The organism is Pontibacter qinzhouensis (genome assembly GCF_008017455.1).
Classification (GTDB): Bacteria; Bacteroidota; Bacteroidia; order Cytophagales; family Hymenobacteraceae; genus Pontibacter; species Pontibacter qinzhouensis.
Window position 1 is genome coordinate 28302 of the sequence record NZ_VRTY01000002.1, and the last position, 25767, is coordinate 54068.

Annotated in this window: 11 protein-coding genes; 7 read left to right on the top strand and 4 right to left on the bottom strand. The window is 46.4% G+C overall.

Annotation, left to right across the window (positions count from 1 at the left end):
• Positions 1 to 8: 8 nt before the first annotated feature.
• From FVR03_RS00735 to FVR03_RS00745, 3 genes are all read right to left on the bottom strand, one after another.
• Positions 9 to 1931: a hypothetical protein gene (locus tag FVR03_RS00735; RefSeq protein ID WP_222707155.1), complete on the bottom strand. Its 1923-nt coding sequence runs from the start codon at positions 1929 to 1931 to the stop codon at positions 9 to 11.
• 828 nt (positions 1932 to 2759) lie between these two features.
• Positions 2760 to 6458, bottom strand: coding sequence for a PA14 domain-containing protein (locus tag FVR03_RS00740; RefSeq protein ID WP_187269984.1), 3699 nt, complete (start codon positions 6456 to 6458; stop codon positions 2760 to 2762).
• Between the two features lie 1262 nt (positions 6459 to 7720).
• Positions 7721 to 9250: a serine/threonine protein kinase gene (locus FVR03_RS00745; protein WP_187269985.1), complete on the bottom strand. Its 1530-nt coding sequence runs from the start codon at positions 9248 to 9250 to the stop codon at positions 7721 to 7723.
• 1314 nt (positions 9251 to 10564) lie between these two features.
• Here FVR03_RS00745 and FVR03_RS00750 point away from each other — a divergent pair.
• From FVR03_RS00750 to FVR03_RS00780, 7 genes are all read left to right on the top strand, one after another.
• Positions 10565 to 13774, top strand: a complete 3210-nt coding sequence (locus FVR03_RS00750) for a SusC/RagA family TonB-linked outer membrane protein (protein ID WP_147919844.1) — start codon at positions 10565 to 10567, stop codon at positions 13772 to 13774.
• Between the two features lie 18 nt (positions 13775 to 13792).
• Positions 13793 to 15478 (top strand): RagB/SusD family nutrient uptake outer membrane protein, encoded by a 1686-nt coding sequence (locus FVR03_RS00755; protein ID WP_147919845.1) that lies wholly within the window; start codon positions 13793 to 13795, stop codon positions 15476 to 15478.
• A 36-nt stretch (positions 15479 to 15514) separates the two neighbouring features.
• Positions 15515 to 16669: a glycan-binding surface protein gene (locus FVR03_RS00760; protein WP_147919846.1), complete on the top strand. Its 1155-nt coding sequence runs from the start codon at positions 15515 to 15517 to the stop codon at positions 16667 to 16669.
• Positions 16670 to 16689: 20 nt separating this feature from the next.
• Entirely contained in the window at positions 16690 to 18753 is a 2064-nt protein-coding gene (locus FVR03_RS00765; protein ID WP_147919847.1) for an IPT/TIG domain-containing protein, read from the top strand.
• 439 nt (positions 18754 to 19192) lie between these two features.
• Positions 19193 to 20845: a glycosyl hydrolase gene (locus tag FVR03_RS00770; RefSeq protein WP_187269986.1), complete on the top strand. Its 1653-nt coding sequence runs from the start codon at positions 19193 to 19195 to the stop codon at positions 20843 to 20845.
• A gap of 308 nt (positions 20846 to 21153) precedes the next feature.
• Entirely contained in the window at positions 21154 to 22860 is a 1707-nt protein-coding gene (locus FVR03_RS00775) for a glycoside hydrolase family 9 protein (RefSeq protein WP_255473990.1), read from the top strand.
• Between the two features lie 437 nt (positions 22861 to 23297).
• The gene (locus FVR03_RS00780; protein WP_187269987.1) at positions 23298 to 24461 is read left to right on the top strand and encodes a glycoside hydrolase family 26 protein; all 1164 of its coding nucleotides are present in this window, start codon (positions 23298 to 23300) and stop codon (positions 24459 to 24461) included.
• Positions 24462 to 24507: 46 nt separating this feature from the next.
• On the opposite strand, the gene FVR03_RS00785 is transcribed toward FVR03_RS00780, so the two are convergent.
• A complete protein-coding gene (locus FVR03_RS00785; protein WP_147919850.1) occupies positions 24508 to 25380 on the bottom strand; it encodes an AraC family transcriptional regulator in 873 nt (290 codons plus the stop codon).
• Positions 25381 to 25767 lie beyond the last annotated feature (387 nt).

The following is a 25767-nucleotide window of genomic DNA, read 5'->3' on the forward strand; positions in this document are numbered from 1 at the left end:
GTACTAACTTAAAAAGTAAGGTTGATGTGAAGGATTTCAGCTGCCTTTGCAGGCTTATCGGTTCGTTTAATCTGTCTTTCCTCTCTTCTGGTGTTTCTGTTCAGGGCTTGTAGCACTCCTTCAAATAACCTATCGAAATTCTGGTTGTAGGCAGTTATATTCTGGCAAGACAGTTTTTGTAAATTGCTGAAGACGCCGGGCAGCAAAACATCTGTAAACGAGTTGTAGATTGGCTCCTTCACTACTTCTTCCATATCGGTAAAGGTGTAGGGGTTAAACACTTTGTTGATGTAAGCATCTCGCACCATGTAGCTGTTCTCAGGTACATTCTCCAGGTTCAAAATCAGGTTCTCGACCTGTTGCAGGCAGTTTAGGGTTGCCTCAACCTGCTGGTTTTTTTCCTGGAGCCCCAGCCCGTTAAACTCGGTCATGAGTTGCTGTGTAAAGCCCAGCAGCACCGTTTTTACCTGGAACTTAGCCAGTTTGTCGTGCTGCTCATGTAAAAGCGAGTCGCTAAGCTTTCTGATGTCTGCCTGCTTTTTCAGCAGCGCCGCCTCCGACTCCACCAGCCACTCGTCGCGTCTTATTTCCTGCACATACGTGTCGAGGCTATCTTTCAGGTGTTTAATTTCCCGCAATAAGGTTTCTGATAAGGCTTTGAATTGCTGCGCAGGTTCCTGGTTGGGGTCTATTTTTACATGAACTAAATTATAAGAGGTATGGGTGGTGTCGTTGTTGTAAACAAAGGGCACTTGTATGGTGGCGGGCACTGCTATTGTGCTTTTAAGCAGCTGGTTCCGGTTCAGGTATTGCAGGTTTCCGTTCTCATAGTTTTCAATTATAGTCCTGTTTTTTGCCAGTAACTGGTTTTCGACGGCATGTAGTGTGGAATAATAAAAGGCTGCCTTTTCTATGGCAGTGCTTGCTACTAAAACCTGGGGGTCTTTATTTACAGCGAGCATAATGTTGGCGGCTTCCTGCGTGTTTTTCTGGGCTGCTTTGTAAAGCGGAAGTTCAGCCTCTGCATAAGGAAAAACCTCTACGCGCGTTTTTAGCACAGGGCTTAAAGAAACTTTGCTAACCGGCACAAACAGCGAGTCAACTACCTGAAGCTTGTTTATAATTGTGAAAAGCAGATCGCGCACTTTGTCAACTCCACGGTACTTATCATATAGTTCCGGGTTGTTCATCGAGGCTTTCAGGTCAATTATCTTCAGGTAATTTTCGTCAAAAGGAATCTCGATAATTTTTGCCTGTTGGTTGTTTGCCTGCTGTATGTTCAACTCAAAGGCCTGACCATTTTCGTAAAGCACTTTGCTTACAAGTTGATTATCCCGGAAAACCCATTCTTTCAGCAGCACTTTTTTCCCGTTGGCATCGGTTATATAAAACGACCACCGTTTGTCTGTAAACTGTTTGCTGTCTAAAGAACCTTCCAGGTACTCTCCTTTATAATAAAGCCGAAGATCACCCTGCAGGTTGTCGTTCTGGAAAGGGAGTTGAGCAGAAAAAAGTGTATCAACTATATTGGAGTTGGCGATTTGCCATTCGTAAATTTGCCAGGGAGAATTTTTGCGGCCTTTCTCCAGGTTTCCAGTTGCTATAAACTCGTTCCCGTTTATTTTAAAGATGTAGGCATTGTCGTTGTAAACTCCTTTTCCGGCAGAAGAGAAGGTGCCTTGCCTGATGGCCCAGTTACCATCGGCCACATTCCTGTTAAAATGGCCATTTAGCGCTGCGTATTTGTAGTTAGCGTTGCCTATGGCTTCTTCCACTTCTTTCGATAAAGCAAAAGGGCCATGGTATAAGGTGTCTTTTTTATTGACGTAATAGTTGAAGTTGGCCTGGTATACCTCCCCATTCAAAAAAACATGATCCTGAAATACCTTTGTTTCCTGCCCATGTGCCAGCTGACAAAACAGCGTCAACAAAAGAAATTGATATAATCTAATTTTTTGAATCATAAATTCTCGCTTTAACTTATAAAGTTACTTATTAAACCAAGCCCGTTCAACCACTACAGGAACTAAAGCAATTACGGATGGTACAGAATTTTAACAGAAAAAAATGTTGAAATATTTGTAAGTGTCTGTTTGTTAGGAGGTAACGAGAGGTTTCGTGATACTGTTAATTTATTTTAGTTCGTTTTAAAAGCTGGTGCTTTAGAATTCAAAAATTTGATAATTGCCCGAATTATTTCTGCAGGACAAAATGCAAAGATGAAATAGTGCAAACGGAGTAAGATGTGTGGCAGCTTAGAATAATCTAATTAAGGAAGGAAGTTTGTGGAAACATTTAAATGCCAAGCCTACGAAGATGGCTACTTGCCTTACTTGCCAGATGTAAGGGAGGTGGCGTACTTTTGAGGCAGATAGCTAGCTATAAACCTGCAACTCTCTGGCACAACAGAGCTTTAACTAAACTTCCTGAATTTACCCTTAGCTCTTTTTAGCTTCAAAAGCTTTGGAAGGCTATTTTCATGTAAATAATTTGAGGGTACGCCAGGGCCAGTAAAATTTCAGGTAAATGAAAAACTCCCTTTGCCCAGGGAAGGTAGCTGGAGCACAGGGAGTTTTTAAAAAAATAGTAGAAGCGGGAGTGAACACTGAAGTTGCTTATTATGCCTGATTAAAACAAAATAGCTCCGGTTGCTACAGCCCGGCTACGGTACATCAACTTAAATTTGTGGCAGGTTAACTTTTAGTATTCTCAAGTTCGTCACCTCAATTACAACTGACTTTCAAACACATATAGGTTCCTCAGAGCTTTTGAACCTTAAAGACATTGGCTTTCCTGTTCTCCATTTGAAGGCGTAGAATATAAAATCCACTCCCCAATTTTGCGCTGTTCAGTGTAAGGGTAACCTCCGAGTTGGTAAACGTTATTTTACCTGTATTCTGAAAGACAACACGTCCAGCTAAATCATACAGCATCAGGTGCTCTATTTCACCGGCAGAGTCCGGCAGGCTGATAGTAATTTGATCGGAAAATGGATTCGGATAAATTAAAGTAGTTTCCGCTAAGGTCGCTTCGGAGACTATCAGGTTGCTGCTAACAAATTGACTCGTTCCCTTAAAAGGAGATAGCCGATTTCCCGGAACAGGCCGTTCCATTGTACCAGCCGGCAATTGCCAACCCACCGATAAGTTGTCGCCGCCGCCCTGCTCCTTGTGCAGCGCCTCGATGTAGTAGCGCTTCCCGGCCTCCAGCGTCACCTTGCCCGACTGCTGGCCAGGGTACTTGCCCCACTCGTTCTGCCCGGTCCAGCGTTCCACCAGCGCGATCCTGGTTTTCCGGGCGGGGTCCTCGGAGGTGCTCAGCCACAGCTCGGCCACGTCGTCGGCGGCCAGCCAGAAGGTGTAGCCTCCGGTGGCAGGAGCCGTAATGTAGCCGCGCACCCGCTGCCCGTAGTTATCGCCTGCATAGGCCGGGGTCTCGAAGGAGGGAAGCTCCGTAACAGAGGTAGGCGTGTTGCCCAAAGGTATTGTCGCTACAGTGCTGCCATGTGCATTTGCCCAGTATTCTCTCGTTATTTTTCCATATTCATAGATGGGCGGTTTGAGGTACGATGCTAATCTATTTCCCGGAACAGGCCGTTCCATTGTGCCAGCCGGCAACTGCCAACCCACCGATAAGTTGTCGCCGCCACCCTGCTCCTTATGCAGCGCCTCGATGTAGTAGCGCTTCCCGGCCTCCAGCATCACCTTGCCTGACTGCTGGCCAGGGTACTTGCCCCACTCGTTCTGCCCGGTCCAGCGTTCCACCAGCGCGATCCTGGTTTTCCGGGCGGGGTCTTCGGAGGTGCTCAGCCACAGCTCGGCCACATCGTCGGCGGCCAGCCAGAAGGTGTAGCCTCCGGTGGCAGGAGCCGTAATGTAGCCGCGCACCCGCTGCCCGTAGTTATCGCCTGTATAGGCCGGGGCCTCGAAGGAAGGGAGCTCCGTAACAGAGGTAGGCGTGTTGCTTAAAGGTATTGTCGCTACAGTGCTGCCATGTGCATTTGCCCAATATTCCCTTGTAATGCTCCCTGAGTTGTTAGGCCCACCAGTTACGGAAATCCTGACTGCAGTTGCCTCTACCTCATGACCTAAGGCATCCGTGGCTTTGGCTGAAAGCGAATAATTGCCACCCGGTACATCTTTCCAGGTACTACCGAAAGGGCTGGTCGTCGTTTCAGTTATTCTGTTGCCATTTTGGTAGTAGACTACTTTTGCCCACGCCCGCGACAGATCATTAAATGTTACTTTTAAGGCAATGCTGGCACCTGCAGAAAAAGTCTGGCCTTCGGTTGGTGCCGTAATAGCAACAGCCTTATACACGTTACCACCGCAATCAGGGTAAAGGTCCACGTAATCTGAACCACTCAGGCCTGCTGCATCTTTAACAGTAAGCACAATACGGTAAAAGTAAGTCTCCCCGTCGCAGCCAATTGGCGAGATGGTGGTAGTAGTGCTGGGTTTATTGTCTATTGGCTCCGGATGCGTGTGCTGGTTGTGGTGCAGTATGGTTTGCCAATTATACTGCAGTTGGGTGCCGCTGTGCTCTTTGTCTGTTACAGTTGCTGTTAAGGTATACACTTTCTGCTCCGTTAGCGGGTACAGGGTGCCTTTGGCGGGGCTGGTAATAGTAACCACCGGAGCCGTGTTATTAAGAGCTATGGTCAGTGAAGCAGTTGCAGAAAGCCCGCCAGCATCTGTCACTTTCAGCGTTACAGTAAACGATTTTACGGTGGAGGAAGAAAACGTATGGCTTGGGTTTGTTTCTGTTGTAACCGGGGTCCCGTCACCAAAATTCCATTCATACTTCAGCGCCTGCCCTTCCGGGTCGGCAGAGCCGCTGCTGCTGAACTTTACGGTTAAGGGGCTGCCTCCAGATAGTTTGTCGGCAGCGGCCACAGCGGAAGGAGGCAGGTTGCCTGCCTTGTAAGAAACCCGGATAACTTCTGTAGCATAGTTAATATAATATAGCCCACCTGTTACAGGATTGGTGGCTAAGGCAACAACAAAGGCATCTTTATCTTTAAAATTACTTATACTTTTAGCTTGATTTGCGGCATCAAATGTAGAGTTTCTGATCCAGCCGGCAGCATAATCGCCAAAAAAATACGTGTTTTGGTATTGCGCCGGAAAATCGTTGCCTGTGTACCAGATGCCACCCGTGGCGGAACTTCCGGAGAACTGCGGTCCGGACACAGGAGAAGCAGAGGACCCAATGAGAGCGACTGCGGCATCTTCTCCAGAAAAGGTGCCTGCTCTGGAGCCGCCACCTCTGTTTTCGTGTTTCCACTCAAAGGCGGGGCGGGTGTGCACAAACAGCTTATAGGTACCCGGTAGTGGTTTAGAATAATCGCAGGGGTTGCCAAAGTAGGGTGCCAGCGTGCGCTTTGGCTGAACAAGCATATTGCCGTAGTAAAGGTATTGCTGGGTGCAACTACCCTGGCCATACAAAGGGTTCGGTGCCGCGTGCTTGTTAGGCACCTGCTTGTGATAATACCACTCATGCGGTTCCAGGCCTTCGTATATGGGCCAGCCAAAGTTCAAACCGCTTTTAGTTGCCACACTTACTTCCTCCCAAACATGCCAGCCTACATCCCCAATATAAAGTACCCCCGGAAAGCTGCTGCTCCCGCTGCCTGGTCGTACTGTAAATCGGAACGGGTTGCGGAGGCCCAGCGCCCAAACCCTGGAAGCAGCAGACCGGGGTGCAGAGGAGTTGAAGAAGGGGTTAGAGGGCAGGCCATTACCGGTGGCGGGGTCCAGGCGCAGTATTTTACCGTTTATACATTCCACCTGCTGTGCCCGGTAAGCTCCAATGTTATCTTTTTCGGTTATGATGCCGTCTTTTATAGCCTGCGGAATGTAAGTGTCGTTAGGGTTTAAAGGATCGTAACCAGTATCTACATAGCCAGCCGATGCCGCATCCCCGACAGAAACCAGCAAAGAGCCGTCTTCCCCAAAAACAAGTGATCCTACACCGTGGCCCAGGTACAGAATAGGGATGCCCTGCGAAATTGTTTCGCCAATCAGCAATTTGCGGCTGGTCATGTCGGTTGTTTTCCGGTTATCGCCAGACCGGGCCGTATAGCGGGCGAGGCGGCCAATAGTGGCATTGGAGTATTCGTTGGCGCTGGAACTGTAGGTGCTTTTGCCGAAGTGGAGCAGGTGGTGCCTGTCTACTACATACAGCACGTAATAGTACCCGTTACTTTCGAAATTAGGATCAAGGGCAAAGCCCAGCATACCGTGGTCGCGCCAATCGCCAACTTCCTCACTTATATCTAACAGTGGCGTAGGGAGTTTCTGGCCGTTTTCAATAATCCACACCTTGCCGGCTTTCTCCCAAACATACATGCGGTTTCCGTCTTTAGAAAAAGCAAGTCCTACAGCGGCATTCCAGTTAGTACCAATTTTTTCTGATACGAAACCAGTAGGCTGACCTAGACCTGGTGCGGCAGGCAATAATAAACAACATGAAGTGAGGAGAAGAAAAAACCAGCTATAAAAGTTTTTTACTTCAGGAAGAACAGGACAATACTTACCTATTCGGCTATCAGAAAAACTGGTAAAGGTAACCATATACAAAAGCGTTGAGAGTTGGGAAGAAAAACCAATGGCAGAGAATAAAGCCAGAACCCGCCGGACGAGGCGGGGGCCTAACAATATGGTATCTAAAAGTTACAAGAAGAACAAGCTGTAGTAGGCTGATTATGACAAAATTATGTCAGGAGGAGGAGAACTGAGTATGATCTGTTATATCCGTTTGTTAAAGGCTAACCATTTATTTTTACGATTATTTTAATATTAAGTTTTATTATAAGAAGGATTTTATACGTAAAAATACTTATTTTATTACAGCTGCTCCTCAGTATCGGTACCCAAAAGTTTATGAGTTGATGTAAAGGTTTGGCTTATGTTAAACATAATTGCGCTGTCAGATCAAATCCTCATGTTAGAGGAAAACATAGAGCATCATCCATCAAAATTCTAAACAGGAGGTAAGTGGCCTGGCGATGCAAAGTTCTGCCGAAGCCATAAGAGTGGCATTCAGGAGGCTTTCAATACAGGCAAGTACGATTTGTAGAAATAAGGTAAACCGCATGCAATGCGAGCTTCCAGATTATTCGAATAGAAAAAGCCTCCAGAAGGCTTTGCAGCAAAAAGTTGCCAAGGGTCTACCTGCTAAATTCTAGTTGGTTGTACTACACTAGCAGGTTTTATTTGAGAATCTGACGGTGCGCAGTTAGTTTATAACTAGGTCTTTAATGTTTGGTTCAAATTCTCCTTGTTACTGCTTCATCCGGTGCGCTTAAGTTAACTTATTATATAGCGACTAACTTAGCGATCGCGGCTGGTGAAGGTGACATTTTAAGCGAAGCCTCGATCTTAGGTATCGTTTCCTACTCTCGCTCAGGCTGCCTGCGGCACCGGTAAGCTGCAAAGGCACTCCACCTAAGACCTGGGGTTTGCACTACCACCCTCAGCTACTGAAACAGAAAGTAAACAACTGGGCTGTCAATACAATTACCAGCTGGTGGCATTAGCGCGTAACATCAGTAAGTAAAAAGAACTACCTAAAATTGATGGATTTCGACTTTGGTACCTATTTATAAGTTCCTCTACGTCTAATTTTTCGAATGAAATAACCCTCCAGAAGCAAATTTGCTTAAAACTAGTCAAGGGTAACAGTAGGATAATACCCCTTACTCTTGTTTAGATTTGTTTCAATTTCCGCCATCTGATGTAACCCGGATCGAGAGCTCCTCAATTTTACCTTTATCGTTTCGCGACATGTTGTCTATGTGAATGTTGCTGATGGGTTCGGCGTTGAGCAGTTTGTCCACCATTTCGTTTACAGTAAAAACGCCTGTTACGTTGCCACTGGCTGTAAACGACACAATAGCCTCCGGAACAAAATAACGTTGAATATCGGAGCGCCACTGTTCCCTTACCGACATCGGGATGCCATCGTTGGGCAGCTGCTGGAGTAAGCCAGCCAGAGAAGTCGGTTTTCTGTAGCTCATTCTAGGCTCCTCGGTCGGGTCGTACCTCCGTGGCGGGTTGGCTACTGCACGGCGTGTTTTACTGGCTACAGGTTGGGGAGTGGTGGTGGCTGCAGCAGGAATGGTTGGTTCAGCCTCCTCAAGCTCCTTGTCAGGTATTTGTACTGTTGCAACAGGATCAGCAGCCGCTGTTGAGTCAGTGGTGGTATTTTGCGAAGCAGCTTTGGAGTTGATAACGGTAGCGCTAACAGTAGCAGGAGACATCAGCTTTTGCCACAAATCCGGGGCGAAAAAATAGATGTAACCAGTGGCTAGCAATACAACTAAAAAAGTGGCACCAAGCCAGATCAGGGTCCAGGGTTTTTCCTTTTCGTACTGTACCATTTTTACGGTTACGGTACCGAACCTGCCAAAGCTCTTCCAGCTATCATGTTCCAGGTAGTACCTGCCTTCGGTCTCCAGTTCTGCTGCAGAAGGGCGCTTTTCCCAATCCGGGTCCAGGCATGCCTTCACCATTAGCTGCAACTCTCGTGAGTACTTAAAAGGTAAAACCGGAATAGCAGCTCCCTGCAGCAACGAAATGCCGCCATTTCCCATCCAGGGCACTTCGCCGGTACAGGCCTCATACAAAATTACGCCCAGCGAAAAAATATCGGAGGCGGCATTTCGCTTCGGTTTGGCCGAAAAAAGCTCCGGCGGAGAGTACTCTGCAGACACAGTGGCTCCCTGACCTATAACTTTGCGGATGGCACTGCGGGTGCGGCTGCTAAGGCCGTAGTCAGTTACTATATAATCGCCATTATCTGAAATTAAAATGTTATCGGGGTTCAGGTTTTGGTGCAGTGTAGGTAGTTCGTGGGCATGCAAATAGAAAAGAGCTGCTCCCACCTGTTGCAACAACTGCGCCAGTTGCCCCTCCGAAAGCGGACCTTCCTCGTTCAATCTTTTTCGTAGCGAGCCATTAGCCAGGTACGGTAACACCAGGTAAGGCAACCCCTGGTACTCGTCGGCCAGGTACGGACGCAAAAGATTCGGATGACTCATTGAGATCATCTTGGTCAGGTCCTTGTTCAGCAAATCTAGAGTAAACTCGTCGAGTACACCTTGCGGAGCAAACACTCTTAAAGCCACTACCGCACCGTTTTCCTCAAGATCCTGCGCCTTCCAAAGCTCCGAAATTCCTCGGGAGCTAATCAGCTCTGCTAACTGGAACCGATTTGCAAAAACATTATCTTTATGTAGCGTTGGCATAAGCACCGTAGTTCGCATTTACTTGTTCTTTAAGCAGCACTACGCGCTGCATCTTCTACTATTTACGTTTGATTTTCCGAAAGGCAACTAAATCTTTTTTATCGGAACAAAGTATTGTAACGGAAAAATGTTCACATAGTGTATTCTATGTCAAACCGAAAGATACATGGCAATGCAATACCCTGCAATTATTCTGATCTGTAAAGGCTTACATTTTTACTTGCCGTAGCTGCCAGCTTAACCCGGATGCAGCAGAAGGTGAACTTGATAAAAAGGCTCTTTTACTTAGAATCACTACTTCAAATTTGGTTTTTACTTATTTGAATGGAAATAGACCTCACTTCGCTTTTTACTGAATTAAAGTTTCAGGAATTTTAAAAGGTTTGAAACCAGGAGGAGCAGACTCTGCCAAGATCTTTATGTATATAAAGACTTTACTAAAGTAGTTGATTTCATGAATTCATTCTACCTGAATACAGGAAATTAGATGTAATCTTACTATTTTAGGTGTACATAATATAGTATATTTTTTCAAATTAGTTCCTGAGATATTATACTCTTTTTTTACCATTCTCTAATTAATAGCAGTTGGTGAGTTTTTCCTTTTTAAATATAAATTTGTTATTTATGTAGGCTTGGCGTTACCAAAATTAGATTTCAAAATCGCTAGCTGCACAAAAATTTTTAATTTAATTTCTATAAATACCACCACATGTTTTCCTTCTTTATCTCCATTATTATTGCGATAAGCTCATTAACCTACTTTTAGGTATAATTGGCTGTTCTGCATTAGCTAAAGTTATACCTACTGTTCATCCTACTGTTCGTTATTTAAGTTAATTGTTTATTTAGTAAAATTGAATTTCTGAAAAGGGTAATACTATTTTAACAAACTATAAAACTTTTACAGCTAACATTTGTTAGTGTGCGAATAGATTTATTTATTTGATTTAGTTACAAAGCAAGTATAGTTTAACTGCTGCTGTTTTTTTCCTTTTATAGTTTAGAGCAGAAATGTAGGCAATAAGGAGGCTACCGGGAACCCAGGAAATATAACCCTAGAAAAACCAGGTAATGCCAGGGCAAACAAAGGCTGGTACATCAATTAGTTCATAAGGTGTAATGAAAGCAGGAATGATTTTCTACCCTACATAATAAAAGGGATTTTAAAGTTTGGTGCTGGTGCCATTTTACGTGCATAATTACAAAGCACATGTGTATACAAGCAGCACAACCTCATGCCCCTCACTTACACCTTACCAAGAGGTTATTAATTTTGATCTGAGATATATAGTATAACGAAAACCAATATTTATGATGAAGAACATATACCCATATGGGCAGTGTTTCCACAACAAGCCTATTCGTAATTTCTCCTGTGCCTGGAGGTTGGTTCCATTAGCTGTAGCGATGCTTTTGCTGCAGGTTTTCTCTGGGTTTGCCCAAACAACACAAATGGTAAGCGGCAAAGTAATTTCTTCGCAAGACAACAAAGGGTTGCCAGGAGTTAGCATAGGTGTAAAAGGAAGTACTAACGGCACAGTAACTGACATCGACGGTAATTTTCAGTTACAGGCTCCTACAGATGCCGTGCTGGTAGTATCTTCTATCGGGTTTATAATGCAGGAAGTGCCGGTAAACGGCAGAACAACGGTTTCAGTTAACCTGGTGCCCGATGAGAGGGTGCTGCAGGAAGTGGTTGTAACCGGGTATGGCGAACTCAGACGATCGGACTTAACAGGTGCCCAGTCGACTATCAGTTCGGCTTCCATCGAAAAAACCGTAAACACGACCATAGAGCAGGCTATTCAGGGCCGAGCGGCAGGTGTATACGTTACCCAGAACACGGGCGCACCGGGTGGCGGTATATCTGTGAACATCAGGGGCGTAAATTCTATTAACGGAAGCAACGAGCCACTGTATGTTATTGATGGTGTGCAGATACAAGGCTCCGTTTCAGCTTCAGGCTCCAACCCATTGTCTACACTGAACCCGTCTGACATCGAAAGCATGGAGATTCTGCAAGGGCCTTCAGCCACAGCTGTTTATGGATCGCGAGCAACCAACGGCGTAGTTTTAATTACAACTAAAAGAGGTAAGGCTGGCGAGGTTCGTATCAATTATTCCTACATGCACAGTATTCAAACCGCCCCGAAAGGATTGGAGGTAATGGACCTGCGGCAATATGCTCAAATGGATAATGAGTACAAAGGAATAGCAGGTGGTGCCGTTCGCGAGGAGTTTCTGGATCCATCGTTGCTGGGAGCAGGAACAGACTGGCAGAAAGAGTTATTCCAGACCGCGCCTATGCAAAAACACCAGGTTAGTTTGAGTGGCGGTGGCGATAAAACAACTTACTACCTTTCCGGCGAGTACCTCGACCAGGACGGCATAGCACTTGGCTCCGGCTTTAACCGCTATTCTGTACGCTTGAACCTAGACAACAAAGCAAAAAAATGGCTTACTATAAACGGTAATGTGAACTACTCTCAAACCGATGAGCGCTTAGCCACCACACAGTCTAACATTATTTCTAGAGCCATACAGTTGCCTCCGCATATACCGGTTACTAACATAGACGGAACTTATGGCGGCGGTGTAGTATCAGCAACCAACACAGCAGAACAGTTTACGCCACCAAACCCGATAGGTCTGGCAAATATCACTACAAACGAATTAACCAGACGGCAGTTCCTGGGCGGCATAACCATGGCTTTTCATATTCTGGAAGGGCTGGATTTCAGAACTTCAGTAAACGGAAATGTGAACTTCTCTAACTCCACCTTTTTTCTGCCAACCTACAGGTTCGGGTACCAGACAAACACCGAAGCCAGGTTAAATAACAACAATAGCCAGAACACTTACTGGAACTGGAACCAGATGCTGCAGTACCAGAAAACGTTTGGCAAACACAGCATAAACGTAATGGCAACGCACGAGGCGCAGGAGTCTACCTGGCGAAACCTATATGGCGAACGCCGTGGCTTCCAGACCAATGATGTGCTGGACCTGAACGCAGGAGATATACTGACAAGTGTAGCAAACGGTGGGCATGGCGATTGGGCAATGGAGTCGTATCTGGGCCGCATTAACTATAACTTTAACGATCGTTATATAGTGCAGGCTGCTTTCAGGGCTGATGGATCAATAAACTTTGGTCCGGAAAACAAATGGGGTTACTTCCCGTCTGTTTCTGCTGCCTGGCGTGTTTCGGAAGAAGCATTTTTCAGCCTTCCTTTTGTCAGCGACTTACGCTTACGTTACGAAATTGGTCTTACAGGCAACCAGGGTGGCAGCGGGGCCATCTACGGCAGGTTGTCTCCGGGGCCAACTCCTTGGGGCACAGGCTTTATTCCTGAAAGGTACCCGAACCCGAATTTTCAGTGGGAAGAAACAAAAACAAATAACTTTGGCTTAAACCTGGGCCTGTTCGACAACAGAATTCAGATAGAAGCAGACTACTACATCAAGAACACAGACAACCTGATTCTGGAAGCCACGCTGCCCTGGTACATGGGTACTAACGGCAATGGTGCTGTGTTGCCTCCTAACGTTAACATTGGCTCATTGCAGAATAAAGGCTGGAGCCTTACCTTAAACACGGTAAACATCGACAGACCAGATTTCAGGTGGGAATCTAACTTCAATATTTCTCATTTCAGAACAGAACTCCTGACGCTTTCTTCTGAAAGTAGTATCCTGAACCGAACTACCAGAGAGTGGATTAACTGGGCACAGCGCTCTGTGGTGGGGCAGGCACCCTGGTTGTTCTATGGCTATATAGAAGAAGGTATTTTCCAGGATATGGATGACCTGATGACTCACCCACGTCCGGCTGATAACAACGGTAACCCGTACCCGATAGGAGAGAACAGCATCTGGGTAGGCGATATTAAGTACAAAGATATTAATGGTGACGGAGTTATTACCGGTGAGGACCAGACGTTTATCGGGAACCCATGGCCGAAGTATTTTGCAGGCTTCACCAACACCTTTTCTTATAAGGGCTTTGACTTAAGCGTGCTTGTTACCAGCACCATCGGCAACGACATCTATAATTATTTGCGCAACGAGAACTCCAACCCCAACAACATAAACCTGGGTCGTAACCTGTTTGTAGGTGCTTTTGATTATGCTAAAGTAGAATTAGACGGCGAAGGCAACCCATACCTGCTGAACCCCGGCACCACAGTAGCCAGAATGTCTGGTGGTAACAGGAACAACAACTTTGAGCGTCATACAAATAAATATGTGGAAGATGGCTCTTTTGTACGGCTCAAAAACGTGACCCTGAATTACAACCTGCCAACTTCCTTGCTAAACCGCCAGAAGTTTGTAAAAGCCGCACGGGTAGCCATAAGTGCTCAGAACATAGCCACCCTGACAGGTTACTCCGGTTTCGACCCGGAAGTAGGCTCGCACGTTGGTGGGCTGGAGAACCCGAACGCAGCCGCCATTGGTGTGGATTACGGACGCTACCCCTTAACCCCGATTTATTCTTTCAGTGTTGGAGTTGACTTCTAATTTAAAGCTACAAGCAAAATGAAAAATAAATATATATTCATTACCGGCATCATGGCACTTTCCTTATTCTCGGGCTGTGAAAAAGAATACCTGGAAAGGCCTCCATTAGATACCTTAGTAGATGCTAACTTCTTTAAGAACAACGAACAGGTACTGGCTGCTTCAGCACCACTCTATAGTGTCGTCTGGAAAGATTACGTAGACAAGGCTTCCTGGGCGCTGGGCGATTTAAGAGCAGGCACCACCTTCAGAGCCTGGGGCGACAGAGACAATGTGCTGTTTAACACGACGGCTGTTTCTACGGCTAACAGCGAGGCTTACCGGGCATTTTTTATCGTGGTTGGTCAATCGAACACTCTAATTCAAAATTTAAACCGCTATGCAGGACCGGAAGTAAGTGAAGCTGTAAAAAACCATGCCATTGCCGAAGCACGGTTTATGCGGGCCACTGCCTATTCTTATTTGGTATCGAACTACGGACCGGTGCCGATCATTGAAAATAACCTGGAGCTGCTGAACAGTGGAGGCCTTACACGCAACACGGTAGAAAGTGTTTGGGAGTTCATTACAAGGGATTATATTTTCGCAGCCGAGAATTTGCCTGCAACCCCGGTTCAGCCAGGCAGAGTTACCAGGTGGTCGGCGGAAGGAATGTTGGCCAGAACCTACCTTACACGGGCAGGTGTAGAGGCTAGTGGAGGCGTACGGAAGCAGGAGCATCTTGATAAAGCCAAGCAATATGCCGAAAGTGTAATTGCCGGAAGCGGAAAAATGCTGTTGCCAAACTACGCTGACTTGTTCCGGTACCCTTACGATAACAACAACGAATCGCTGTTTGAGCAGCAATGGGTATTTACCACCAACTATGGCTATGCCAATACCATGGTTTCACAGATCACGTTCAGCAACGACATTGCCAATGGCGATGGCTGGGGCGGTGACCTGGGTGCATCGTGGTGGATGCTGAGCCTGTACGATGGTCTGATACAGGACAATGGTGCCAGACCAGGTTTCACACTAGACCAACGCCTGAAGGCCAGCTATATGCTGCCTGGCTTCCATTATCCTGAAATTTCGCAGACGGTGAGAGACTCCGATGGGAAAGAAACAGAGCAGGGACTTGTGTTTCCGGCACCGGCAGCTACAGCAGACCAGAGTTTTGCCAGCATCAAAAAGTATGTAGTAGGCAAGGCCAAGGATGTGGGCGGGCAGGCCATGCAGCAGCGCTATCCTAACAATACGTATATGCTACGGTTGGCAGAGATTTACCTGATTTATGCAGAGGCAGTTCTGGGCAACAGTGCTTCCACCACCGATGTTCTGGCAGTTGAATTCTTTAACAAAGTGCACCAGCGCGCCGGCTTGCCTGCATTTGAAGATCCGTTAACCTGGGACGATATTTTTGAGGAGCGGATAAAGGAATTTGCCATGGAAGGGCTGGCATGGTACGATCTGGTGCGCCTGCATTATTACAATCCGCAAAAAGCCTATGATATCATTAATAACCAGGATCGGGGCCTGTTTGTGGTGAAGCCGAACAGAATGCCAAACCCAACCGCCTGGACCTTTACCAAAACAGAATGGTTTGCAGACAGAACAGCAAACGCCAATTCAGGCAACTTCGAATTGCCGATTCCGGCAGCAGAAGCCAGCCAGGCACCAAGTCTTCGGGCAGACCCTGTTCCTTATGACTTTGGCGGTTAAGCAGTATTTTAAAAAGGATTTATAAAGCAAAAGTTCATGAAATCAAGATATACAGCATGGTTATTCCTTTTCTTCGCGGTAGCGACGGCAGGAATGTTTTCGGGCTGTTCAGATGATGAAAATCTTCCGAACAATGGCAGGCCCATGATCAACTACATCAGGGTTACAAGGCCAGAGGCTTCAGATTCGCTTATAGCCAAAGCAGGGCAGGGCAGCATGATTGCCATTATTGGTCAGAACCTGGGTAACGCCCGGGAAATATGGTTTAACAACCTGCAGGGAACCCTAACGCCGACCTACATCACCAATAACACGATTATTACAAGAGTTCCTTCCCAGATCCCTACACAGATTTCGAACAGGATGAAGCTTGTGTTTGCTAATGGCGATTCACTTATTCATAATTTCACGGTAGATATAAGTGAGCCGGTAATTGCCTCGATGCTCGGAGAATACGCCAATGCAGGCCAGGTAGCTACTATTACCGGAGATTTCTTTTATGAACCGCTAACGGTAACCTTTACTGGCGGAGCACAGGGTAATGTGGTGCGTGTAGAGGATGATGTGATAGAAGTTACAGTGCCGGAAGGTGCTGAACCTGGTCCCATAACGGTTACAACTAATTTCGGACAATCGAAGTCTGATTTCTGGTTCCGTGACAACCGCAACCTGATTGCCACTTTCGACGGTCCGACAGAAGGTTTGTGGCATGGCCCTGATTTTATAAAAGAATCTGATCCGGATATTACCCCTATAAACGGTAAGTTTCTCCGCATAAACAGAGAGTTAGGTGCCTGGGCCTGGTTTGAGTTCTACGTGGGTCCTAACAACAGCGATGCAGCTAAAGAAACCCGTAACATTCCGGCAGCTGCCATTGCGAACCCTAAAAATTATGTCCTCAAATTCGAGATAAACACATTAGCCTCTTTAACAGGTGCAGAAGTAAGGATGTATATGGGTCCCGGCGACATGGGCTCAGAAAGAGGGAATACCCATTATATATGGAAACCTAATATCAGTACTGACGGCACCTGGCAAACGGTTAGCATTCCTTTTGAGGATTTCTATGTTGCGAACAAATCGTTCCCTTATACCGAAAGCGGCTATGGTGTCTCCTTCCACTTCAGCGGCCCATTGGCAGTAAATGCAAATTTCGCTTTAGATAACATGCGGGTGGTTCCAGTTAAATAACCGTTTAAACAAAATCAGAGATGAAGAAATTTTATAATGTAAAGCTGATAATACTTGCCTGCCTGGTAATTTGTTTAGGCTTTTTAACTGCCTGCGACGACGACGATGAAACCATGCCAAACACTGGCCAGGTAGAACTGCTCAGCTTTGGACCTACCGGTGTGCAGCATGGCGAAGAAATCCGCTTCATTGGCCGCAACCTTACCAAAGTAGATGCCATAGAAATGGCAGGCGTAACCGTGGCTAAGGCTAGTTTCCTGGAGCAGACGCCGGAGCTTATCCGGCTTGTGGTGCCGCAGGAGGCCATGGCTGGCCTGGTTACCCTGAAGTTAAGCGGAGGTGAAGAGGTAGTTTCAAAAACAGTTTTGAGTTTTGAAGTTCCCATTACGATTACGGCTGTTACGCCTGAAGCTAAGCCAGGCACCAATATCACGATTACCGGCACCAAGCTGAACTGGGTAGAAGGTGTGGTCTTTGAAAGCGACACAGTGGCTGAATTTGTAAGCCAGTCGGCCACGGAACTGGTGTTGCGGGTGCCGCTAACCGCAAAAACCGGCAAATTGGTATTAGTTGGCGGAGGTACAAAACCCACCTTTGTAGAAACAGAGGAAGAACTGGTAATAACTCTCCCTGCTGTTACCGCTGTGGCTCCTGCTACGCTGCACAATGGAGAAAACCTGACCATAACCGGCACTAACCTGGACCTGGTGAAGCAGGTGAATTTTACTGGTGCAGGCAATGTTTCAGTAACCAGCTTTGCAAGTCAAACAGAAACAGAAATTGTTTTGAAAGTGCCTGAAAATGCTGCAAAGGGTGTTCTGACGCTAGTGGCGCTTTCTGATGAAGAAGTGACAATTACGCAGGAAGTTGTGCTGCACTTGCCAGCTGTAGCCTCACTGGCTCCGACTGCCATAAAGCATGGCGAAAATCTGACACTAACCGGCACCAACCTGAACCTGGTAAAAGAAATTAAATTTACGGGCGTGGGCGCAGCCAATGTGAGCAGCTTTGTAAGCAAAACCGCTACCCAACTCGTAGTAAAGGTGCCGGACAACGCCTCCAAAGGAAAGTTAACGCTAGTGGCAAACTCCGGTGTAGAAGTGCAAACAACACAAGAGCTTACCATTGTGCTGCCAGCCATTACGTCGGTTTCGCCAAGCCCCGTAGACCCAGGCCAGAACCTGACCATTAATGGCTCGAACCTCGATCTGGTTAAAAGCATTACGTTCCAGGGGGGAACAGTGGTTTCGACGTTTGTAAGTCAGTCAGCCAACAGCATCGTTGTAAAAGTGCCCATGAATGCCAAAAGAGGAGCCCTGACAATAACTACCGTAAAAAATTATGTGATTGAGACGGATGCACAGGTTACAATTGTGTTGCCGGTAATTACCAATGTGGCGCCTGAACCCGTTATAGCAGGAAATTACCTGACTATTTCCGGCACAGAGCTTAACCTGGTAAAATCGGTAGTGTTTACAGGTGGTGCTACCGTATCTACGTTTGTAGCCCAGAACGCAACACAAATTGTGCTTACCGTGCCGGCTGCAGCTAAGACAGGCGTACTCAAGCTTATCACACACTCAAACTTCGAGGTAACGACCGACAAACAGGCGCAGATCGGAACAGAAGCTCCCAATATCTCCTACTACATCTATAACGATGCCTTGCGGTCTGAAAAGGACGATGAGTGGCAGAAATGGGGTGGCTGGGGTACCACCAGTCAGGACCTGGAAAGCACCGAACGTGTAAGCAGAGGCACAAAAGCCATTAAGGTGGTTTACAACGATGCCTACGGTGCCCTGCAGCTGCACCCGAATAACCCGAAAGCGCTTGCAGGTTATACCCACCTGGTACTGTACGTATACGGTGGCTCCGGCGACAACCGCATGGCTATACAGCTTAAAACCACTTCTGGTGCTTATTCTGCGGAACCTAGCTTCACCCTGAAGCAAGGCGAGTGGCAAAAAGTTGAAATAGCCTTAAGTGAGTTCGGCGATATTTCGGCAGGTATTTCAGAGTTTATGGTTAAGAATTATGGCACTAACCCAAATACAGTTTTCATAGACGATATGGGATTAAGGTAAGAACGTCAAGTAAATTCAGAAGAGGGAGAGTGGCAATACTCTTCCTCTTTTATACCCATTGCCTCTTTGGTTAGATGCAGATAACAACTACAATCTAAGTGCTACCCTTGGAAGGAAAAAGGGATAAAACCTTTGGAAGGCCACTTTCATTAGAAAAATATTATTTAGATGCTTATAGGTTAGTGCCCTGCATTTTTTGATTTGAGTATCTGGTAATTTGAAGACTGAGAAGTTTTGAATGAGTGTTGACGAGGAGGAGTGATTACCGGTAATCTAACCTTCTAACCAGTTCAAATCAAGGTTCTGCCTCTTTATAGATATTAGAGGTGTTTATCAAAGGTTATTAAAAACATTTTATGGTATGCTGAAGTGCCGCCTTTAAGTAAGCGTTAACCCTAAAAAATGAGCCACCAAAATGCTGAAACTTCAGAAAATAAGCATGAACAGGATAGTTAGAACAGCCTTTTTTCTGGTGCTGGTATACCTGGTAAGGCCAGATGCGCTTGCTCAGAAATATGAGGCAGAAGGCGCACGCCTGGCAGGTGGTGCCTCTAAAATAAACTGTGCTTCTTGTTCAGGTGGCGCTGCCGTAGCTCAAGGCGAGGGTAGCTTAACGTTTGCCATCTCACTGCCGACTGAAGGCTTTTATAATATTACTGTAAGAGCATCGGCTCCTAATGGCGAAAAAACAAATATTATCTCTCTGAATGGGGTGTCTGCAGACTTTCATTTACCTAATAATCCGCAATATGGTAGCCACAAGGTAGTAAATACGTACAAGCTGGCGGCTGGCGCGCACACACTGGCCATAAAGAAATCGTGGGGCTGGATTAACATAGATTATATTGAACTGGAGAAGGTAAATGCCACAGACCGTTTCAACCTGAACCAGACGCTCGTTACACCAAATGCAACAGCAGAGGCTACAGCCCTTTATAACTTCCTGCTCGATAACTACAGTAAAAAAATCATATCGGGTGTGATGACGCTCAACAGCATGGACGAGGTAAACTGGCTCAAGCAAAACACTGGCAAAGAGCCAGCCCTGCTCGGCCTTGATTTTATGCACAGCGGCCGCAACTACAGCTGGTACAATAGCAAAGAACCCATTAACGATGCCAAAAGCTGGTACAACCGCAACGGCATACCCAACCTGATGTGGCATTGGCGAGACCCTTCTCGGGCGACGGAAGAGTTTTATGCCCGAAATTCAGGCAAGCCAAACGGAACAGTTTTCGATATTTCCAAAGTCTCGGATCAAAACTCAGCAGCCTACAAAGCCATGCTGGCCGATATAGATTATATTTCCGTTTTGCTGAAGGAGCTGCAGGACCATAACGTACCAGTTATCTGGAGGCCCCTGCACGAGGCGGCAGGTGGCTGGTTCTGGTGGGGCACCAAAGGTCCGGAGCCGCTTAAAGCATTGTGGCAGCTGATGTACAACCGCATGGTTCACCACCACGGGCTGCGTAACCTGATCTGGGTCTGGACGAGAGAGCCCGGAGATGATGCCTGGTATCCGGGCGATGAATATGTAGACATAGTTGGCCGTGATATTTACAAAGATGGAGACCACAGCTCCCACGCCATAGAATTTAACAACCTGAACGCCTTGTATGGCGGCAAAAAAATGATTGCATTGAGCGAGGTGGGTTCCTTTCCGGATGTAGATAACCTGGTGCAGGATGGTGCAGCCTGGTCCTGGTTCATGCCCTGGTATGGAAATTATACGCGCAGCAGCCAGTACAATTCACTGGACCTCTGGAAGAAAATGTTTGCCCATGATTACGTAATTACCCTCGATGAAATGCCTGCTCTGAAGACCTACACCCGGCCCGTTACCACCGGCAGCAAAGATAAGATGGCAGAACCGGCCACCTTTGAAGCCTACCCGACCAAAATAGTGGACAAACTGATGCTAAGCAGCCAGCGAAACCTGGGCAACATCAAAATCTACAATCTGTTGGGGCAATTGGTAAAAGAGCAGTTCGTTCAAGGCACTTCTACTGTTGTATCGTTTGCCGGATTTCCTTCGGGGGTATACCTGGTGGAGGTGCCACAACAAGGTACCCTGAAAGTAATAAAAGAGTAACCTGATAATTTGCTTTCCGGAGCGGCTGGAGCAGGTAGGTAGAAAGTAAGGTTTTCAGACAAAGAAGCCTTGGAGCTCAAAAGGCATTTTCACCTTTGGAAGGCAGTTTTCATTCAAATAATTTCTGTAGGTGCTGTTATTCTTGAAATGGTTTCACATTTTCCCTCTGCTTCAACTTCAAAAGGGCCTGTTTAAAATTTCATCAATCCAAAGACCTTATGCCAAATAAATACGCCTTACAAGTTTTCTTCTCTGGCATCGTTTGCCTGGGCTTTGCTTGTTCATCTCCACGGCAGGCAACCGTTGCTATGGAAAACGAACTGACCGAAAACATTCACCTGAACCAGGTTGGCTTTTATCTATCCGCACCCAAAATAGCCATCGTTACAGGTGAGACCGGAGGAGACACCTTCTACCTTAAAACATCTGACCTGTCTGAAACGGTTTTCACTGGCCGGCTGGCAGAAGCCAGGGCAGGAGAATACTCGCAGAAACAGACGCGCCTGGCCGATTTTTCTGATTTCTCCGCCACCGGAAACTTTGTACTGGTAGTGCCAGGGGTAGGGCATTCTTTTGCTTTTGATGTGAAGCAGGAGGTGCATAAAGAATTGGCGGCGGCTGCCCTGAAAGGATTTTACTTCCAGCGTGCCTCCACCGACCTCCAACCTGAGTACGCAGGTAAATGGCACCGGCCTGCAGGTCACCCCGACAGCGAGGTGCTGGTTCATCCGTCAGCCGCTACTGCTCAGCGACCAGCAGGTACGGTCATTTCATCAGCAAAAGGCTGGTATGATGCCGGAGATTACAACAAGTATATCGTGAACAGCGGTATTACCATGGGCACGCTGTTAGCAGCTTACGAAGATTTTCCGGATTACTTTCAGCAGCAGCAGCTGAATATTCCAGAGAGCGGCAACAAGGTGCCTGACCTGCTGGATGAAGTGCTTTGGAACCTCCGCTGGATGCTTACGATGCAGGACCCTGGCGATGGAGGCGTTTACCATAAACTGACGAACCCGGCTTTTGACGGTATGGTGATGCCTTCTGAAGCCAATGGCGTACGGTATGTGGTGCAGAAAGGAACTGCCGCCACCCTCGACTTTGCTGCTGTTATGGCCCAGGCCAGCCGCGTTTACAAACCGTTTGAAAGTACATTTCCTGGTTTATCAGATTCCTGCCTGGTTGCGGCTACAAAAGCCTGGGAGTGGGCGCAGCAAAACCCAGCTATCCTGTACCAACAGGACGACCTGAACAAGCGATTCGAACCAGCTATAAGCACAGGAGCTTATGGCGATTCAGACCTGACGGATGAATTTATCTGGGCAGCCTCCGAATTATACGTTACTACCAAAAACGCTGCGTATTACCGGGCTGTAAAACTGTTTCCTGATGCCAACATGCCATTGCCGGGCTGGAACCAGGTACGTTTGCTCGGTTATTATTCTTTGGTTCGGCATGCCCGCAACCTTACGCCAGAGGCTCAAAAAGACGAGCCCGAACTAAAAAAACGGCTACTGCGCTTTGCAGATGAGTTATTGGAGGGTGCTGCTGACCGGTCGTATGGCACCGTGATGGGGAAATCGGAGAAGGATTACATCTGGGGTAGCAGTTCAGTGGCTGCTAACCAGGGAATCGCCTTGCTGCAGGCATACAATGTTACGTCAGAAAAAAAATACCTGCACGGAGCGCTCTCTAACCTCGATTACCTGTTGGGGCGCAATGCCACCGGCTATTCTTTTGTAACCGGCTTCGGAGAAAAATCCACACTTCATCCGCATCACCGGCCTTCGGTAGCCGATGGCATTCCGGAGCCTGTGCCAGGCCTGCTGTCTGGCGGCACAAACGCCAGAGCAAATCAACAGGACAAGTGTACCACCTACCGCTCTGAATTCCCGGATGAAATGTATACCGATGATGATTGCTCCTACGCCTCGAATGAGATTGCCATCAACTGGAATGCCCCACTTGTATACTTAGCCGCCGCACTGGAAGCCCTGCAACAGGAAAAGGAGTGAGCTAAAATAAACGCTGAAGTAGCTGATCTTACAAGATTTAATAAAGGAATTATTCAAATGAAAAAAGCCTTCCAAAGCTTTTTCTGAAATTTTAAGTCAAGGGTAAGCAGCTAGTTTATTTGTAAATTAGAAATTGATGTTACGCACCTTCAAGTATGCAGCATTTTTTGGTTAGTTCTAATACATTTGGTAAAAGCTTCATCCGGTGCCCTTAGACTTTCATTTTTCATTGTAGAAGTCTTAGCGCTCACGGCCGCGGAGCCAAAACTATGAAACAGTTAAGCCTAAGGGCACCGGATGGAACAGTTGCTAAAAGCGCTGGAACTATATTAACAGTGCCTTGATATTTTAAAATTTAAAGGGAATAGTAATTAGTTCTTCAGCATTTGTAGTATTTAGTTTATTCAAGGCCGGGAGATTTTAACTGCCTTTATTTTATGATAAAATTATGGAACATGCCTAAAATCACGCTGCTACTTATAGTTAGTTTACTTGCGGCTGTAGCAGGGGCACAGGCCCAAAAAGTTCAGCTAATCGACAAACAGGCTACGAGAGAAACAAAGGCACTTTACCAGAACCTTTGGCGGTTATCCGGAAAGCATACACTTTTTGGGCACCAGCACGCAACTGAATACGGGCACGGATGGGCAGGAGAAGCAGGACGATCAGATGTGAAATCGGTTACAGGGTCTCATCCGGCTGTCATTGGAGTCGATTTCAGCGGCTTCTCGGGTAGCTCCCCGGAGGCCATGGAGAGAGCGAAAGAGGCTGTCCGGCAAAATGTTGTAGACACGTACAACAGAGGCGGCATTACCACAGTGGCCTGGCATTTTAATAACCCGGTTTCTGAAGGAGGCTTTTACTGGAAAGATTCTGTGTCGCTTCCTGCCGTTAAGTATATAATTCCGGGGGGAGAGGCACATGCGCAGTACAAAGTAATACTAAATGGAATCGGAGAGTGGGCCCACAGCATTAAAGGAGAAGATGGTGCGTTGGTCCCTGTCATTTTCAGGCCCTACCACGAGTTCGATGGCGATTGGTTCTGGTGGGGAAAAGCCCACACCTCCCGCGAAGATTTTATTCAGTTATGGCGATTTACGGTTACTTATTTAAGAGACAGCCTGCAGGTGCATAATTTTATCTACGCCTTCTCGCCCGATAACAGGTTTAATTCTGAAGCGGAGTTTCTGGAGCGCTACCCCGGCGACGACTGGGTAGACATGGTCGGCATGGATAATTATGCCGATGTAGGCCGCGACCAGTACGACATCGAAACAGCTACCAGGAAACTTAAAATCGTATCGGATTATGCGGTTAAAAAGAAAAAGCTGGCTGCTTTTACCGAAACAGGGCTGGAGTCTATTCCGAACAAAACCTGGTGGACAAAAACGCTGTTGCCCATCCTAAAAGCAGAAGGCATGCGGCTGGCTTACGTACTTGTCTGGCGAAACGACATTTGGAGCCCGACGCACTATTACGCTCCTTACCCAGGGCATGGCAGCGTCCCGGATTTTATGGAGTTTTACCACGACCCTTTCTCTTTGTTCGAAAAGGACCTTGGTGCCATTTATAAGCGGAAGAAGTTTTTAGGCGTTTTTTGATTGTGGGAGTTCAGATTTATAATTTCGTGTGGGTAAAATCATCCTGCTAAATAAAGACTCTTACCCCAGAGTAATTCTGGCGGAACTCAGAAGGAGTGCAGCCATTTTTCTTCTTAAAAATCCGGTTGAAGTATGATAGATTGTTGAAACCGCATTTGTAGGAAACTTCAGAAATTGTATCAGTCGTGTCGATGAGCATACGGGAGGCATGGCCCAGGCGAATCTCGTTGAGGCTGTCAATAAAGGTTTTTCCGGTACACTTTTTAATGAACCTGCTGAACGAAACTTCCGGCATACTGACCACTTTAGAGACATCCGCCAGCGAAACATCTTTATTATAGTAGGTCTGCATGTATTCAAAGGCTTTTTCTATGCGCCGGCTGTGGTAATTAATCTGGTCGGTGGTGAAGGTGCTGTTAGAGAGGGTCCGCATATTGCGCGAGGTAGACAGATCGTGGAGAATAGAAATAAGCTCCAGCACCGAGTCGAACCCGCTTTTTTGGGTTAGCTGCTCCAGCCGGGGCTGAAAAGCTTCTTTTGTTTCTCTGGAGAAGGAAATGCCTTTACTGGCTCGCTCCAGCAACGACCGAATAAAGTTTAGCTGGTTACGTCGCAAAAATTTCTCATCGAACAGGTCGCGGTGAAACTGAAGCGTAATCTCGTAAATCTTGTCGCTCCTGCACTCGTGTGTAAACCAGCCGTGTGGCAGGTTGCTCCCGACCAGTACCAGATCCAGGTCGTCAATAACTTCGACATGGTCTCCCACAATGCGCTTGGTACCGGCAGCATTGGAAATGAAGTTAAGCTCAAATTCTTCGTGGTTATGTAAAGGGAAATCGAAACCTTGTTTCACTCTCGAAAAAATGGTGAAACAGTCGTTCTGAGTTAGTGGCGTTATTTCTCTGTAAATGCTGCTCATATAAGGCGATATAGTTAGGACATATAAAACAAGCGAAACGGAAATTCAGAAAAGGGAATTTGGTTTTAAAGTTAATTTTATTAACAGCTGTTTGTTGTTAATGTTGGTCTTTTAAAAGCTGAACATTCCTAATTGTAAGAGTGAAAATGTTTGATAAAGATATAAATCATTTAAAGATTTAGTTAAAATAAAATCAAATATTAATTAAATAATATACAAGGTTGTTAATTATTAAACTCAAACCAAAATTTATAAATGTCGCTTTTTTATTGTTTTCTATCCCCTTTTTTTAAGAAAAACCTCCTAATACAAATAACCAGCACCTGCCTTAAAGGATTATGAGTATTAGATAGTAGGTTTAATAGTGAACAAAATGATAAAATAGTA

Excerpts from the sequence above, each read along its gene's own strand:
- FVR03_RS00760 (WP_147919846.1), top strand. The coding sequence starts at position 15,515 with ATGAAATCAAGATATACAGCATGGTTATTCCTTTTCTTCGCGGTAGCG.
- FVR03_RS00780 (WP_187269987.1), top strand. The coding sequence starts at position 23,298 with ATGATAAAATTATGGAACATGCCTAAAATCACGCTGCTACTTATAGTT.
- FVR03_RS00755 (WP_147919845.1), top strand. The coding sequence starts at position 13,793 with ATGAAAAATAAATATATATTCATTACCGGCATCATGGCACTTTCCTTA.
- FVR03_RS00750 (WP_147919844.1), top strand. The coding sequence starts at position 10,565 with ATGATGAAGAACATATACCCATATGGGCAGTGTTTCCACAACAAGCCT.
- FVR03_RS00775 (WP_255473990.1), top strand. The coding sequence starts at position 21,154 with ATGGAAAACGAACTGACCGAAAACATTCACCTGAACCAGGTTGGCTTT.
- FVR03_RS00770 (WP_187269986.1), top strand. The coding sequence starts at position 19,193 with ATGAACAGGATAGTTAGAACAGCCTTTTTTCTGGTGCTGGTATACCTG.
- FVR03_RS00765 (WP_147919847.1), top strand. The coding sequence starts at position 16,690 with ATGAAGAAATTTTATAATGTAAAGCTGATAATACTTGCCTGCCTGGTA.
- FVR03_RS00745 (WP_187269985.1), bottom strand. The coding sequence starts at position 9,250 with ATGCCAACGCTACATAAAGATAATGTTTTTGCAAATCGGTTCCAGTTA.
- FVR03_RS00785 (WP_147919850.1), bottom strand. The coding sequence starts at position 25,380 with ATGAGCAGCATTTACAGAGAAATAACGCCACTAACTCAGAACGACTGT.